General features: G+C 30.4%; 11 protein-coding genes. 4 read left to right on the top strand and 7 right to left on the bottom strand.

Going from position 1 to position 14,110, the window contains the following annotated elements; genetic code table 11:
• On the bottom strand, window positions 1-635 hold a 635-nt coding region (locus tag Q0C58_RS08725; protein ID WP_290700166.1), incomplete at its 3' end, for a FecR family protein.
• Window positions 636-695: 60 nt separating this feature from the next.
• Window positions 696-1,208, bottom strand: coding sequence for an RNA polymerase sigma factor (locus tag Q0C58_RS08720; protein WP_290700163.1), 513 nt, complete (start codon window positions 1,206-1,208; stop codon window positions 696-698).
• A gap of 128 nt (window positions 1,209-1,336) precedes the next feature.
• Between Q0C58_RS08720 and Q0C58_RS08715 the strand changes: the two genes are divergently transcribed.
• The 3 genes from Q0C58_RS08715 (at window position 1,337) to bshA (ending at window position 6,606) form a co-directional block, all read left to right on the top strand.
• Window positions 1,337-2,041 carry a hypothetical protein gene (locus Q0C58_RS08715; RefSeq protein WP_290700160.1) on the top strand — a complete coding sequence of 235 codons (705 nt, stop codon included), beginning with the start codon at window positions 1,337-1,339 and terminating at the stop codon, window positions 2,039-2,041.
• Window positions 2,042-2,355: 314 nt separating this feature from the next.
• Complete coding sequence (locus tag Q0C58_RS08710; RefSeq protein ID WP_290700157.1) at window positions 2,356-5,319, top strand: glycoside hydrolase family 3 N-terminal domain-containing protein; 2,964 nt, start codon at window positions 2,356-2,358, stop codon at window positions 5,317-5,319.
• A gap of 141 nt (window positions 5,320-5,460) precedes the next feature.
• On the top strand, window positions 5,461-6,606 hold the full coding sequence (gene bshA / locus Q0C58_RS08705; protein ID WP_290700155.1) for an N-acetyl-alpha-D-glucosaminyl L-malate synthase BshA: 1,146 nt from the start codon (window positions 5,461-5,463) through the stop codon (window positions 6,604-6,606).
• A 3-nt stretch (window positions 6,607-6,609) separates the two neighbouring features.
• On the opposite strand, the gene Q0C58_RS08700 is transcribed toward bshA, so the two are convergent.
• The 4 genes from Q0C58_RS08700 to Q0C58_RS08685 all read right to left on the bottom strand — a co-directional run bounded on the left by Q0C58_RS08700 (window position 6,610) and on the right by Q0C58_RS08685 (window position 10,322).
• Window positions 6,610-7,179: a hypothetical protein gene (locus Q0C58_RS08700; RefSeq protein ID WP_290700153.1), complete on the bottom strand. Its 570-nt coding sequence runs from the start codon at window positions 7,177-7,179 to the stop codon at window positions 6,610-6,612.
• A gap of 77 nt (window positions 7,180-7,256) precedes the next feature.
• Window positions 7,257-7,775, bottom strand: a complete 519-nt coding sequence (locus Q0C58_RS08695; protein ID WP_290700150.1) for an OmpH family outer membrane protein — start codon at window positions 7,773-7,775, stop codon at window positions 7,257-7,259.
• A gap of 229 nt (window positions 7,776-8,004) precedes the next feature.
• On the bottom strand, window positions 8,005-9,633 hold the full coding sequence (locus Q0C58_RS08690; protein WP_290700147.1) for an OmpA family protein: 1,629 nt from the start codon (window positions 9,631-9,633) through the stop codon (window positions 8,005-8,007).
• A 203-nt stretch (window positions 9,634-9,836) separates the two neighbouring features.
• Window positions 9,837-10,322 (bottom strand): hypothetical protein, encoded by a 486-nt coding sequence (locus Q0C58_RS08685; protein ID WP_290700146.1) that lies wholly within the window; start codon window positions 10,320-10,322, stop codon window positions 9,837-9,839.
• Window positions 10,323-10,433: 111 nt separating this feature from the next.
• Between Q0C58_RS08685 and Q0C58_RS08680 the strand changes: the two genes are divergently transcribed.
• Window positions 10,434-13,346 (top strand): FAD-binding and (Fe-S)-binding domain-containing protein, encoded by a 2,913-nt coding sequence (locus Q0C58_RS08680; RefSeq protein WP_290700143.1) that lies wholly within the window; start codon window positions 10,434-10,436, stop codon window positions 13,344-13,346.
• Window positions 13,347-13,358: 12 nt separating this feature from the next.
• On the opposite strand, the gene Q0C58_RS08675 is transcribed toward Q0C58_RS08680, so the two are convergent.
• Window positions 13,359-14,110 (bottom strand): hypothetical protein (locus Q0C58_RS08675; protein ID WP_290700139.1); only part of this gene is annotated, 752 nt, incomplete at its 5' end.

The following is a 14,110-nucleotide window of genomic DNA, read 5'->3' as shown; positions in this document are numbered from 1 at the left end:
GGCTTTAAAACCGTAGTGTTATTGTTTGAGATTACTTTAACTTCACCTTCATAACAGTTAACCTTAAAATCTTCATTATAAGCATTTACATTAAACTGTGTACCTAAAACTAAAACACTTCCATTATCTGTTTTTACAGTAAAAGTATTTCCAGTTTTAACTTTAAAATAAGCTTCTCCATTTAAGTAAAGTTCCCTATTGTTGTTCCATGTTTTTTTATTAAAAGTTAATTGCGACTTAGCATTTAAAATAACTTCAGATCCATCTGGTAAATTAATACTTTTATGTTCTGCGTACTCTGTACTGTAACTAAATTTGTTTGTAGAAACAAATAAGTTTAGCATAAGTAAAACAGTAACAACTGCAGCGGCAGATAATGCAATTTGTTTATATAGTTGTTGTGTTTTTTTCTTTTTTTTGTTTATGCGGCTTTTAATTTTAACAAAAGAAGCTTTTGTTGGTGCGTTGAGATATTCATAAACTTCAAGCCCATCTTTAAGTTTCTTATAAGCATTAATATCGTCTTGAGAAACATGTTTTTTAAGCGCTTCAAGAGTACACTTTCCATCCATCCATTTTGCTAAATAGAAATATTGTGCTTCAATTTTTTCTTCTTCTATATTATCTTTATTCATAAGTCTACTTATTTAATACAACTGTAATTACAAAAACCCTACTTTAAAATAATTTTTAGTTTACACTTTACCTATCTTCTCTTTCAATGTCTTTAATGCATAATACATTCTTTTTTCAACAGCTTTTACAGAAATATTTAGTTTTTCAGCAATTTCTTTATATTTTTTTTTCTCAATTCTACTCATTAAAAAAACTTCGCGTTGTTTTACGGGCAATTCTGCTATGCTAATTTCAATTTTTTCCAAATACTCTTTTTCTATAATCAAAAATTCTGGAGTTTCGTTTGTACTTTCTTTTACCAATTCTCTTTGGTTTTTTCTAACTATAGCTTCATGCTTTACTATATTTAAAAATAAGTTATTAGCTATAGTAAATAAATAATTTTTTACTGTGTCATAAATAACATTTTCACAATTAGACCATAATTTAACAAATGTATCTTGTAGAATATCTTCAGTTTTATCTAAATTTCTGGTTTTAAAATATATAAAATGCCTTAGTGGTTTAGAATAGGAATTGTATATGTTTTCGAAAACCTCAGGCTTACATATTTTGTTTATCTGCTTGGACATAATATAATATCATAATATTTATGTTCCAAAGCTAGATAAAAAAAACTATTTTTATTGGTAGGGTTTTTTGTTTGTGTGTTGTATAACTAGTAACAAAGAAAAAAAAATAACTCAAAACTATTTAAAACATGAAATTATTTAAACACTCACTTTTAAAAATAACACTACTATTACTAATTATTTGTTCTTGTACAAACGATGATGCAATTGTAGACTGTAACGAAGCAACAATAGCTTCGTATTTAGTAGAATGCCCTTGGGATGTAACAATTTCTAACAACCTACTTACTTACACCTTTAATAACGACCAAACGCTTAGCATAATTTCAAGTGATAATACATTTTCTACAACAGGAACATGGAATACTAGTACAAATAATTCAGGACAAATTGTAGTTACTATTGTTGAGCAGTTTAACGATTTTAATGATGAATGGGTTTTTAATGATTGTAATTTTGCAGATTTACAAGTTGTAAGTACCAATAACCCAGATACTATTATTAACATAAATTGCTCTAATGATACTGAAGACTGTACAGAAAGTATAGTAGCCGGGATTTTATTAGAATGCCCTTGGGATGTAACAGTTTCTAACAACCTATTTACTTACACCTTTAATAACGACCAAACGCTTAGCATTAATTTAATTAATACTACTACAACAGGAACATGGAGTACGAGTACAAATACTTCTGGACAAATTGTAGTTACTATTGTTGAACAATTTAACGATTTTAATGATGAATGGATTTTTAATGATTGTGATTTAGAAGCTTTACAAGTTGTAAGCACCAATAACCCTGATGCTATTATTAATATAAATTGTAATTAATTCTATACATTTATTATAAGTAAATTTTAAATCTTGGAAAGTGTATTACACTCTCCAAGATTTTTTTTTGTTAAACGAAGTGTCTAATAAAAAAATGTAAAGAGAAAATTCACAAAAAAATCAATTAAACAATTCTTCCTCTAACTTTTAGCGCGTTTTAAAACAGTAATATATTATTTAGTATTAATTTTATTTCACTGTTTATTATTTATTGATAAATCTCTATTAAAATCTTTAATAAGAGTGCGAAAAATAATAACTTGGCATAGTTTTTAGTTCTATAATATTATAGAAACTCAAATTGATAATTTTTTATGCGCAAATTAATATTATTACTTACTTTATCCCTTTTAACATCTACTATTCAAGCACAAGAGACTACTAATCCTTTGTTAGCAAAAGATGTAGAAGGGCAAACAAAATGGGTAGATAGCGTTTATAATTCTTTAAACTTAAACGAGAAAATAGCACAATTATATATGGTGCAAGTTTTTTCTAGCCAAACTGCGGCAGAAAAAGTAAAAGTTCTAAATCAAATTAAGAATAATAAAATTGGCGGTATCATCTATTCTAAAGGAGGTCCTTATCGTCAAGCAAAGTTAAATAATGAGTTACAAGCTGCTTCAAAAACACCAATGCTTATTGGTATGGATGCAGAATGGGGATTAAGCATGCGCTTAGATTCTACGTATTCTTTTCCTTGGAATATGACGCTTGGTGCAGTAAAAGACAACTATTTAATAGAACAAACAGGAAGACAGTTAGGTGAACACTGCAAGCGATTAGGTGTTCATTTTAATTTTGCACCAGTTGTAGATATTAATACAAATCCAAATAATCCAATAATTGGAAATCGCTCTTTTGGAGAAGATAGAGATAACGTTACCGAGAAAGCTACTGCTTTTATGAAAGGTATGCAAAGCGCAGGCGTTTTGGCCAATGCTAAACATTTTCCTGGACATGGTGATACTGAAGCAGATTCGCATTTAACTTTACCTACTGTAGCTTTCGATGCTAAACGTATAGATTCAGTAGAACTATATCCATACAGAAAACTAATAAAAGAAGGACTTTCTAGTGTTATGGTAGCACATTTAAACATTCCAAGTTTAGAACCAAGACAAGATTATCCTTCTTCAATTTCAAAAAACATTGTTACTACTATTTTAAAAGAAAGACTAGGTTTTAAAGGCCTTATTTTTACTGATGCGCTAACCATGAAAGGTGCAGCAGACTTTAAATTTGAAGGTTTAGATGGTGATACAGAAGGTTCTAAAAACACAGTTGGAAATATAGATTTAGCAGCATTTCTTGCAGGAAATGACGTCATGTTAATGTCTGTTGATGTTACCTCTGGAATAGCAAAATTAGAAAAAGCCTTTAATAAAGGCTTATTTACAGAAGAACGTTTGGCACATTCTGTTAAAAAAGTATTACAAGCTAAATACAAAGTAGGTTTAAACAATTACAGACCAATTTCTACATATAATCTTAGTAACGACTTAAACCGTTTACGTGATGATATGCTTTACGAAAAGCTAATGGAACAAGCTGTTACAATTGCTCTTGACTCTTCTGGATTATTACCGTTACGTCATTTAGAAACTAAAAAAATAGCCTATGTTAAATTAGGCGATGCTGATGGGAAACCATTTTTAAATACACTCAAAAAATACGCACAAGTTAATGAGGTTAAAGCAGATAATTTAAGCGATTTAGTAGCGAAACTACAGAGTTATAATACTGTAATTGTAAGTTTTCATAAATCTAACGCAAGTCCATGGAAATCTTATAAGTTTTCGGATAAAGAATTAACATGGCTCTATGAAATAGCAAGAACAAATACTGTGATATTAGATGTATTTGCAAAACCTTATGCGCTTTTAGATTTGCAAACGGTTACAAATATAGAAAGTGTAATTGTTAGTTATCAAAATAGTAAAATAGCACAAGAAACTTCTGCCGAAATCATTTTTGGAGCATTAGCAGCTAAAGGAACATTACCAGTTTCTGCTGGTCCATATTTTAAAGTTGGTGATGGTATTCAAACAAACTCTTTAGAACGCTTAAGTTATAGCATTCCAGAACGTGTAGGTTTAAGTTCCTACCGTTTAAAGAAAATAGACTCTATTGCTAATCATGCCGTAAACGCCGGAATGACACCAGGGATTCAACTTATAGTTGCTAGAAAAGGAAAGGTGGTTTACAATAAAAATTTTGGTAAGCATACCTATAGTAAAGGTGCAGAAGTAGTTAAAGATGACGATATGTACGATGTAGCATCATTGACTAAAATTGTTGCTACTTTACCATTACTTATGGAATTAGAAGAACAAGGCATTGTTTCATTAAATACTAAGCTTTCCGAGATTATTCCTAATTATAAAAGTTCTAATAAAAAGGATATTACTATAAAGAAAATGCTGTCACATTATGCACAGTTAAAACCTTGGATACCTTTTTATTATGCTACTCTAGACTCTGTTTCCAAGCAACCTTCTTCTAAATATTATCGTAAATCGCCTTCAGGAAAATTTAATATAAAAGTGGCAAACAACCTTTATATGCGTGAAGATTACCAAGATTCTATTCCTAAGTTAATTAAAGATACAGACTTGTTAACGCGTTTACGTTATCGTTATAGCGATCTGCCTTATTATATTCTTAAACAATACATTGAAAGTTATTATAATAAGCCTTTAAACGAATTAGTTCAAGATCATTTTTATAGGTCTTTAGGCGCAAATAATACCATTTATAATCCATATAAAACGATAAGTAATTCGCGTATTCCACCAACTGAAGAAGACGATTACTACCGTTTTCAAAAAGTACAAGGTTACGTGCATGATATGGGAGCAGCAATGCAAGGTGGAGTAGGTGGACATGCAGGTGTTTTTAGTAATGCAAACGACATTGCTAAAATTATGCAAATGTATTTACAGAAAGGTTACTATGGTGGTGTGAGGTACTTAAAACCAGAAACCGTAGATAAATTTAATACTTGCTATTATTGCGATAAAAAAATAAGAAGAGGTATTGGTTTCGATAAACCACAACTTGGAGAATCTGGACCTACATGTGGTTGTTTGTCAATGAAAAGTTTTGGGCATTCAGGTTTTACAGGAACTTATACATGGGCAGACCCAGACGAAGAACTAATTTATGTGTTTATGGCTAATAGAACATATCCATCATCAAAAGGTAAAAACATGTTGCTTCGAGCAGATATTAGAACCAATATACAAGCAGCAATTTATGAAGCTATTATTAAGTAATACTTAAAATTAAAAAGTTGTAATAAAACGTAAGGATTCTTATTTACTACAACTAATATAAAACCAAAATAAAGTCTTTCAGTTTTAAGTATTAATTGCTAACTAAAAATACATTAAAAATAAGACATTTAAAACTAAAAAATGAAAATAGGAATAGTATGTTATCCAACATTTGGAGGAAGTGGAGTAGTAGCAACAGAACTAGGGTTAGAGCTTTCAAAACGTGGTCATGTTATTCATTTTATAACTTACAATCAACCTGTTCGTTTAGATCTTTTAGGAAACAATATTCACTACCATGAAGTTAATGTTCCAGAATATCCATTATTTCATTACCAGCCATATGAGCTAGCTTTGTCTAGTAAATTAGTAGATATGGTTAAACTTCATGACATAGAAATTCTTCATGTGCATTATGCTATACCTCATGCTTATGCAGCTTACATGGCACAAAAAATGCTTATCGAAGAAAATATTTATGTACCAATTGTTACGACCTTACACGGTACAGATATTACTTTAGTTGGTAATCATCCTTTTTATAAACCTGCAGTTACGTTTAGCATTAATAAATCTAACGCTGTTACAGCAGTGTCTCAAAGTTTAAAAGAGGATACATTACGTTTATTCGATATTGAAAAGGAAATAAATGTTGTAACAAATTTTATAGATTTAAAAAAGTTTAAGCATGATTACACAGATTGCCAACGTTCAGTAATGGCTCCTGATGGTGGGAAAATTATAACTCATATAAGTAATTTTAGAGAAGTTAAACGTATTCCAGATATTATAAATATTTTTAATAATATTCAAAAAGAACTACCAGCAAAATTAATGATGGTAGGTGAAGGTCCAGAACGCGAGCCTGCCGAAAAACTTTGCCGTAAACTTGGTATTAGTGATAAAGTAGTGTTTTTTGGAAATAGTAATGAAATAGATAAGATTTTATGTTTTAGCGATTTGTTTTTACTTCCAAGTGAAACAGAAAGTTTTGGTTTGTCTGCTTTAGAAGCAATGGCTTCAGGTGTTCCCGTAATTTCAAGTAATACAGGTGGTATTCCAGAGGTTAACGAAAACGGTTTTTCTGGTTACTTAAGCAATGTTGGAGATGTTGATGCTATGAGTAAAAATGCTATTAGCCTTTTAAAAGACGAAAAACTATTGTCTAAATTTAAAATTAATGCAAAGATTCAAGCTAAAAAGTTTGACATACAAAATATAGTACCACAATACGAAGCTGTTTATGAAGATACATTGAAAACATGTTTATCCAATAAGAAACTATAAATATTATTTACTTTTAAATACTCTTGTTGGCCTTTTTTTATTTAGACTTTCATCGTTTAAATAGGTTTTATATTCTTCAGCATATTCCGGATCACTACCATAGTACAAATCAACTAACTGATTTGTTGACATAGAAAAAAGAGTTATGCTTATAAAACCAATGATAATAAATCTTAAATAATTGATTTTTAGAAATTGCTTTCTGTTTTTTAAATAGAAAACAAAAACTATTAATAAAATAGCAGCAAATAAAATAAGCCCTTGTAATAAGCCTACCTGTCCATAAGGCCAAAATTGCAATTTAAATAAGCTATAAATAACAAGTAAAGAAAAAACTATTCCAGTTCCAATTGCTCCAAGAATTAGAAATTTAGAAATAGATTTATAAGATTCTTTTTTAAAGGCAACTCTTAGTTTTATAGAATTAAGTAGAGCAAAACTAAACCAAAAATATAGTCCAGATAAAAATATAGCACCTAATGATAAAATTTCGTTTGCATAAGGCCAATGCATTAATCTAAAAATAATTCCTAGAGCTATAATAAAGGTAAAAAGTAGTTCTGCTTTTTTCATTTTAAAGGATATTAAAAATTAAATAAACAAAAAACACCTCAAACTAGAGGTGTTTTAAATAAAATATTTGAAATATATTACTTGTTAGCTTTAGCAATAACAAGATCACTTATATCTGTGGTTTCTTCAGCATAAATTAACACACTACTTCCATTAATTTGAGAATTTAAAATATGTGTATAACCATTTTCTTTAGCTACTTCAGAAACTAATTCTGCAATTTTGCTATAAATTGGTTTAAGGTATTCATTCTTTTTATAATTCACAGCAGCTTGAACATCTTCATCAAACCTTTGTAATTCTTTTTGTATTACTATAAGGTTATCCTCTTTTTCTTTTTTGATAGTATCATCAAAAGTTGTTACATTCTTTTTATAATCTTCAAGTTTTATATTGTAATCTTTAATTATAGAATCTCTAGTTTTAGTTATTCTCTTTGTAGTTACGTCTAACTCTGCTTGAGCTTTAGCAGTTTCAGGCATTTTACTTAATATATATTCAACATCAGCATACCCAACTTTAACATTTACTTGTCCAAAAGCATTGAAGATTAATAAATTGAATAAAATAATCGAAAGTATTGTTTTTTGTTTCATTTTGTATAGATTTATTTTAATAGTAAAAGCAATAACCTTGCCTTAATAGATAACCATTTCAATAGATTTGAAATGGTTTTGGTAAAAATACTTATTTTTTCTTAAATAAATTTTAAACTGATACGCATTAATTTTTAGAAATAGTAAGGTGGTTTTTAAATTAAAAAAAGCCAGTAGTAAATTAATTACCACTGACCTTTAGAACTAACCAAAAACTAATTATAAAATATTATTTAATTATTGAAGCATCAATTCTTCTATTTTTAGATCTTCCTTCAGGTGTTGCATTATCTGCAATTGGCTCAACAGAACCCATTCCTTTAGTTTCTAATCTAGAAGCTTCTATACCTTTTTCTACTAATTTAACTTTAACTGCAGCTGCTCTTTTACCAGATAGCACATTGTTTCCATTTACAGATCCAGTGTTATCAGTATGTCCTCTTAAAAGAATTTTAACTTCTGGATATGCTTTCATTATACTAGCAATATTTTCTATTTGATTTACAGAATCATCACTTAATGATGAAGAACCAGTATTAAAATATAATCTATCTAAAGCATAATATTTACCAGCTTCAAATTTACCTTCTTTAATATAATCTAAAAGATCGTTTTCAAAACCACCTTCTGGAATACTTAATTTTGTTCCATTTGGTAAACTCCAATCAAAGAAACTACCAATAACCTCACCAAAAGCATTAACTACATTTCCAGAAGCATCTACTATACCACCAGCAATATTACTAATAGTGTTTCCAGCTGCATCAACTGTAGTACTTATAGCTTTTCCAGCTGTATCAACTGCATTACCAGCGGCATCTACTGTACTGTTTACAGTATTTCCTACGGCATCTACTGCATTACCAGCAGCATCTACAGTACTATTTACAACATTTCCTGCGGCATCTGTTGTAGAATTAGCAGCGTCTGAAACTGCTCCTGTAGTTTGATTTGCAGCATCTTTTACATTATCTAACATACTTTTGTCACTATCACAACCTTTAATTAAAAAGAAAGCAAATAGTAATCCTATAATTCCGATAGCCCAAGGCAATATTTTTTTAATTAATGAACCACCAGCACTTGCTGCACCAGATGCCATACCTGCAGCTGCTCCAGCTGCTTTGCCAGCTCCACCAATTACTGCTTTTCCAGTATCGCTTGCTAAATTAGCAGCTCCACCTATTACGGCTTTACCAGTATCACTTGCTAAACCAGTAACTCCACCAATTGCTTTTCCAGCTCCATCTAATGCTGCTTTTCCTGTATCACCAGCGAAACCTAATGCTCCACCTGCTAAATCACCTAATTTACTAGATATACCAGAAAAAGAAGCTAAACCAAGTAAAGATGATAATCCTGCAGGAGCAAATTTGTCTAAAAAGCTACCTTGATTAGATAATAGTCCAACAAAAGAGCCTAAATCTAAACCAGATGCCTTTTGTTTTCCTAAAACACCACTAACCATTGAACCTGCAACACTTAATAAAGATGATGATGATTCTTTTTCAATACCTGACACAGAACTAACCATATCAATAACTCCAGATGCTTTATCACCTAAAACCATTTTTACTAAATCTAATCCTTTGTTAAGAAAACCTTCAGAGTTGTTACCGTCAGCATTTAAATTAGATAATCCATCTAATTCACTTCCGTTACCAAGCATGTTAAATAGAGATGAAGCGCCTTCTTTTGACGAAGCTTTATCCATAATGCCACCTAATAAAGCTGGAGCTGCTGTCATTAAACCTTTTTGAATTGAACTTGAATCTTGTCCTCCAAGTAAGCCAGAAACGTTGTCTAATACACCATCTGTTAATTGTTCTTTAAATAAATCTAGTAAGTTAATTGCCATTTGTTTTTTAATTTGAGTTAATAATGGCAAATGTATTTCTTCTTTAATTTTTTTTTAATTTTCAGAAAGGTTGTGAAGCAATATAATCTTTGAAGTACACATATAATCGATGAAATGCTGTTTTTGTTAACAAAAGAATAGGCCTGTATTAAAAAAAAAAAAACCATTACTAATTATGGTTAATTAATATAACAAATAATGATTTAAAACTTATATCTAATACCTAGTGCTAAGTCAAAATCTAAATCATTTCTAAAATCACCAAAACCAATTTCTGGTCTAACATCTAGAGATAAAATGAAAGGGATATCAAAATTATATTCTACACCTACATTGCCTGCAACAAACAAAAAGGTTTCACTTTCTTCTTCAATAGAAGCAGGTAAATCAAAACTATAATTACCTAAACCTCCACCAGCTCCAGCATACCAATTAAAAGAGTCTTCTAATTCCCAAACCCATTGGTATAAACTTGTGGCTTTAAAACCACTAAAATTACTGCCAGACCTAATGCCTAAATCTACTTCTAAACGGTTATTATCACCTAAAGCTCTTTGGTACGAAATTTCTGCGCCAAATCCATCATTATCACCAATTCGTAAACCTATTGCATTATCTGCAATATCTTGAGCGGTTGAAATAAAGCTAAATCCTAGAATAGCTACTGCTAATAAAAGTACTTTTTTCATTTGTTTTCTTATTTTTATTAATTCAAAGTTACAAATTGCTTTAATTTAAGTAAAAACATAACGCAAATATTTAGTTAATAATTGTTTTTATGTTTTAAATTTGAACTTATAATGATTTCAAAAATTAACAATTCGACATTAAACATACTTGAGAAAAGTCTTGAAGGACAGTTGCATTATAGCGACTTAATGAAACGCCTTTATGCTACAGATGCATCCGTTTACAGAATGCTTCCATTAGCTGTTGCTTTTCCAAAGTCTAATAACGACATTAAAAAACTAATAACCTTTGCGTCTAAGTACAAAACATCATTAATACCCAGAACTGCAGGAACTTCTCTTGCTGGACAATGTGTTGGAACAGGTATTGTAGTTGATGTTTCTAAGTATTACACAAAAATTTTAAATATCAATGAAACTAATAAAACCGTTACTGTTCAACCTGGCGTTGTTAGAGACGAACTCAATAATTATTTAAAACCTTTTGGCTTATTTTTTGGACCAAACACATCTACTTCTAATCGCTGCATGATTGGTGGTATGGTTGGTAATAACTCTTCTGGTACAACATCTATTCAATATGGTGTAACACGAGATAAAGTTTTAGAACTTAAAACTATATTAAGTGATGGTAGTCAAGCTGTTTTTAAAGAATTATCAAAAGAAGCACTTCAAAGTAAAACAGAATTAAATACACAAGAAGGACATATTTATAAAACTATTTTAAATGAATTATCCTCGGAAAACACCAAAAACGAAATAACAAGTAACTTCCCAAAACCAGAAATACATAGAAGAAACACAGGCTATGCATTAGATGAGTTAATAAATACAACCGAAGCTTTTAACCTTTGTAAATTACTTACAGGCAGCGAAGGCACGCTAGCTTTTACTACAGAAATCACTTTAAAACTCGATAAACTTCCTCCAAGTGAAAGTATAATGGTGGCTGCACATTTTAAATCTATTAATGCTTGTTTAAATGCTGTTGAGCCAGTAATGCAACATAACTTGTTTGCTTGTGAGATGATGGATAAAACCATTTTAGATTGCACAAAGAATAACAAAACACAAACCGAAAACAGACAATTTATTCAAGGAGATCCTGAAGCTATTTTAATGTGTGAAATTAAAGCTGAAACTCTAAATAATGCCCAACAGCAAGCCAACGCGCTTATTAAAACAATAGAAGATACTGGATTAAGCTACGCAAATATTAGTCTTAAAAATGAACAAATAGATAAAGCAAACAGGCTTAGAAAAGCAGGTTTAGGTTTACTTGGAAATATTATTGGAGATAAAAAAGCAGTTGCTTGCATAGAGGATACAGCTGTTGCATTACCAGACTTAGCAAATTATATTAGCGAATTTACTGCCTTAATGAAAGATTATAAGCAAGACGCTGTGTATTATGCGCATGCTGGAGCAGGTGAAATTCATTTAAGACCTATTTTAAATTTAAAGAAAACTGAAGATGTTATACTATTTAGAAAAATAACAACAGATGTTGCTGCTTTAGTAAAAAAACACAAAGGTTCTTTTAGTGGAGAACATGGTGATGGTATTGTGCGTGCAGAGTTTATTAAGTATATGATTGGTGATACAAATTACCAACTTTTAAAACGTATAAAATCTACTTTCGATCCCGAAAACATTTTTAATCCTGGAAAAATTGTAGATGCTTTTCCAATGGATAAAAACCTACGCTATCAAGTAGATAGAGTAGAACCAGAGATTAAGACATTACTTGATTTTTCAGCTTCCGATGGTATTTTACGTGAAGCAGAAAAATGTAATGGCTCTGGAGATTGTAGAAAATTACCAGAATTTGGTGGTACTATGTGCCCAAGTTATCGTGCTACAAGAGACGAAAAAGACACTACACGCGCAAGAGCAAATGCTTTACGCGAATACTTAACGAGTTCAGAAAAAGCTAACAAGTTTAATCATGAGGAATTAAAAGAAGTATTCGACTTATGCCTAAGCTGTAAAGCTTGTGCTAGCGAATGCCCAAGTAGTGTAAATGTTGCTAGCTTAAAAGCAGAATTTCAATACCAATATCAAAAAGCGAATGGTGTAAGTTTAAGAACAAAACTGTTTGCTTACAATAACAAATTAAACACTATTGGAAGTCATTTTTCAGGACTTTCAAACTTTATGTTTTCTAATGGTTTTACTTCCTCATTACTTAAGAAGTCGTTAGGTGTTGCTAAAGAAAGAAGTTTGCCCTTTATTTCTAGTAAAAGTTTAAGTAAAGAATATCAAATAATTAAAAATAAGACAGTTAAAATTGAATTTATAAAAACTGTTTATTTATTTAATGATGAGTTTACCAACTATTTAGACACAGTAATTGGAGTAGATGCCATTACGCTTTTACAGGCTTTAAATTACGAAGTTAAGCTTATTAAAAACAGTGAATCCGGACGCGCTTTTTTATCTAAAGGATTACTAGAACAAGCAAAAAAAGCTGCGAATAAAAATATTGAAATATATAAGGATTTAGTTTCAGAGAACACACCACTTATAGGTATTGAACCTTCGGCAATATTATCTTTTAAAGATGAATATATAAAATTAGCAGACGACAAAGTTTCAGCTAAAGCACTAGCAAAGCACACTTATTTAATTGAAGAATTTATAAGCAATGAAATAGCAATAGGAAACATTAAGGCGTCTCAATTTACTTCCGAAATAAAAACAATTAAGTTTCATGGGCATTGCCACCAAAAAGCACAAAGTAATCAAATACACAGTTTTAATGTTTTAAACTTACCTAAAAACTACAAAGTAACCATTATACCTAGTGGTTGCTGTGGTATGGCTGGAAGTTTTGGTTACGAAAAAGAACACTATAAAGTAAGTATGCAAGTAGGAGAACAAACCTTATTTCCTGCTATTCGCAAAACGGATGCTAACACAACTATTGCTGCAAATGGTACAAGTTGCAGGCATCAAATTAAAGATGGCACAGATAGAGTTGCATTACATCCTGTAAGTATTTTAAAGACTGCTTTGCTTTAATTATACAAGTTGCTATTCCATTACAGAAAAAACATCAATAATTTGATCAATAGTAGTAGAACCACTTGGTGGAATAGGTAAAACAACACCAAAATTTTCTAAGGCAGTAATAGCTGCAGCACTTATTTGGTAGCTTGTTCCAGAATTTGCCTGTACTAAACCAATACCTTCAACATAATAGTTTGTAGAAACTAAAACATCATTAGGTTCTAAAATAGCCAACGGAAAATCTATTCCAGCAATATTTATAGTAGTAGAAACACTTAGATTTAGTGATAATTTAGAAGTTACTACATTAGAATATGTGGTGCCATTAAGCATTAAACTTTCAGAAAAACCTAAAGCTGTAGAGGTTAATTGGTATGCAATAGTTAATGGGAAACCGTTAAAATCTTGAGTTAATGTATTAGTATTCGATGCTAATTGTGTATTAATATTTGCTTCTGTATTATATAAAACGAAATTATTTAAAGCAATATCAAAATCTACTAAATCACTTAATTGTGCTGGTAATTCAAGAATACCATCTAAAGATAAAGTAATATTAGATTTTGTTAATGTACCACTAGAAAGCAATCCTATAATTGGACCATTTGCCGGTAAGCCATCGTTTACATCAAGCATAAGTGTTGGTGGAGTTTCCATAACTACATATAAGCTATCTTGACTTGTAATGTTATCATTTGTAGTATTATCTAATGTCGATACGTTATATTTCCAATAGTTTGCTGTAGAAGAAGGAAAATAATTACCTTCTGCTGCTG

The sequence above is a fragment of the Lacinutrix sp. genome, assembly GCF_023299985.1.
Lineage (GTDB): Bacteria > Bacteroidota > Bacteroidia > Flavobacteriales > Flavobacteriaceae > Lacinutrix.
The sequence above is the reverse complement of the archived record's forward strand: the minus strand, read 5'-3'. Positions and strand labels throughout refer to the sequence as shown.

What these genes read in the sequence shown, in the direction of transcription:
- Q0C58_RS08720 (WP_290700163.1), bottom strand. Translation starts at nt 1,208, where the DNA reads ATGTCCAAGCAGATAAACAAAATATGTAAGCCTGAGGTTTTCGAAAAC.
- Q0C58_RS08715 (WP_290700160.1), top strand. Translation starts at nt 1,337, where the DNA reads ATGAAATTATTTAAACACTCACTTTTAAAAATAACACTACTATTACTA.
- Q0C58_RS08710 (WP_290700157.1), top strand. Translation starts at nt 2,356, where the DNA reads ATGCGCAAATTAATATTATTACTTACTTTATCCCTTTTAACATCTACT.
- bshA (WP_290700155.1), top strand. Translation starts at nt 5,461, where the DNA reads ATGAAAATAGGAATAGTATGTTATCCAACATTTGGAGGAAGTGGAGTA.
- Q0C58_RS08700 (WP_290700153.1), bottom strand. Translation starts at nt 7,179, where the DNA reads ATGAAAAAAGCAGAACTACTTTTTACCTTTATTATAGCTCTAGGAATT.
- Q0C58_RS08695 (WP_290700150.1), bottom strand. Translation starts at nt 7,775, where the DNA reads ATGAAACAAAAAACAATACTTTCGATTATTTTATTCAATTTATTAATC.
- Q0C58_RS08690 (WP_290700147.1), bottom strand. Translation starts at nt 9,633, where the DNA reads ATGGCAATTAACTTACTAGATTTATTTAAAGAACAATTAACAGATGGT.
- Q0C58_RS08685 (WP_290700146.1), bottom strand. Translation starts at nt 10,322, where the DNA reads ATGAAAAAAGTACTTTTATTAGCAGTAGCTATTCTAGGATTTAGCTTT.
- Q0C58_RS08680 (WP_290700143.1), top strand. Translation starts at nt 10,434, where the DNA reads ATGATTTCAAAAATTAACAATTCGACATTAAACATACTTGAGAAAAGT.